General features: G+C 47.4%; 2 protein-coding genes and 1 pseudogene. 2 read left to right on the top strand and 1 reads right to left on the bottom strand.

The features are described from left to right. On the bottom strand, positions 1-515 hold a 515-nt coding region (locus RMO52_RS13430; protein WP_310414994.1), incomplete at its 3' end, for an NAD(P)-dependent oxidoreductase. Positions 516-741: 226 nt separating this feature from the next. Between RMO52_RS13430 and RMO52_RS13425 the strand changes: the two genes are divergently transcribed. After that, positions 742-1,260, top strand: a complete 519-nt coding sequence (locus tag RMO52_RS13425) for a hypothetical protein (RefSeq protein ID WP_309742032.1) — start codon at positions 742-744, stop codon at positions 1,258-1,260. A gap of 175 nt (positions 1,261-1,435) precedes the next feature. After that, positions 1,436-1,710, top strand: a pseudogene (locus tag RMO52_RS13420) (photosystem II S4 domain protein); the annotation flags it as partial.

Raw genomic sequence — 1,710 nt, 5'->3', positions numbered from 1 at the left:
ATAAATGGATCGTATGCCAGTAATTTCATCCCCATTGCTTTGGCGACAGTTGCCACATGGGAGCCAATTTTACCCAAACCGACGACACCGAGCGTTTTTTTATAAACTTCAGTCCCGACAAACTGCTTGCGATTCCACTGTCCGCTTTTCATCGACTGGTTGGCTTCCGGGATGTAGCGAGACATCGAGAGCATCATTGCCAGTGCGTGTTCGGCAGCGGCGATCGTGTTACCTTCAGGAGAGTTGACGACCACGATTCCGCGCCGGGTAGCAGCGGGAACGTCTACGTTATCTACGCCAACACCCGCACGTCCAATAATCTTGAGATTATTCGCAGCTTGAATGATTTCTGCGGTCATCCGGGTTTCCGATCGAATCATAATCGCATCGTACTCACCGATAATCCGTGCCAACTCTGCTGGTGCTAAGCCAATTTTAACGTCTACTTGTGCGACCTGCGAGAGGATATCTATCCCCGCTTGGTCGATGGGATCGGAAACAAGAACTTTAGACACGATCGGTTAGGTAAGATAAAGGTCAGTGCAATAGCACATTTTAACTGGATTAGCCCTCCAGCGGGGTTATCCTTTGTTCAATTTCACAATCTAGAGATGAGAGTGCGGAGATGGGAGATGGGAGTATTTTGGATTTTGGATTGAAAAGTTCCTTCTCCCCTTATTCCCTCCCCCTACCCCCATCTCCCATCTCCCATCTCCCATCTCCCATCTCCCATCATTTAAGATGAACAATAATTACTTAGTCGCCGTACTGTCCGATCGCATCCAAGCGGAATCAGCATATACAATGTTAGAGAAGCAAGGTTTACCGCTCGACAAAATCACTATTCTCGGTCGCGGTTATAAAACTGCTGATGAATTTGGACTGATCGATCCGAACGAAGTCGCGCAAAAACAAGCCAAACTGATGGCAAGTTGGTTGATTCCCTTCGGATTTTTGGGTGGCGCTGGCTTTAGCATCCTGACTAATTTACAAACATTTGCCTGGGCGGGTGAAATCGGCGACCATATTATTAGTGGTTTCCTCGGTGCGATCGGTGGCGCGATGGGTAGTGTCTTTATCGGTGGTGGGAGCGGCATTGCTTTTGGTAGTGGCGACGCATTACCCTATCGCAACCGTCTCAATGCTGGTAAATATCTCATCGTCGTCGAAGGTTCCCAGCTCCTCCTCCAACAATCGACCACGATCTTGCGTAAATTCGATCTCGAAAATATCCAAAGTTACATCGACATGTATCAGTAAAGATTTAGCTAATTTCCAATCGATCGAGTCCGCTCTGGATGTAGGTATATTTAGGCATAAAGCTATGGAAGCCTAAGCTTCAAGTCTTAACCCAAAATTAGTTCATACGACTTGTGTACCGATCGACAGTTACTAATTCTCAATTCTCAATTCTCAATTCTCAATTAATTACCGAATGCTCCCTAGAGAAGAATTATTAAAAAGAGTCGAGAATCGTGAAGTTGTAGCACGCGCGATCGATCTCGCCGAACAAGCCATCAAGACTTGGGAAGTAGTCGAAACCGACTTCCTCTCGCCACCAGAAATCGCCGAAATTCAAGGTGTGTTTAGTCGCCTCAGCGATATCGAAGTTATTGCCACTGGCGGCTATCCTCAAGCCGAGCGACAACGGCTGGGGATCTGTCGCAGTGATATTCCCTTCGAGCCGAGTCAAGTCCCCTTAGCCGCAAT

The organism is Chamaesiphon sp. OTE_8_metabat_110, from assembly GCF_031382685.1.
GTDB lineage: Bacteria > Cyanobacteriota > Cyanobacteriia > Cyanobacteriales > Chamaesiphonaceae > Chamaesiphon.
This window is presented reverse-complemented; position numbering and strand designations above follow the sequence as displayed.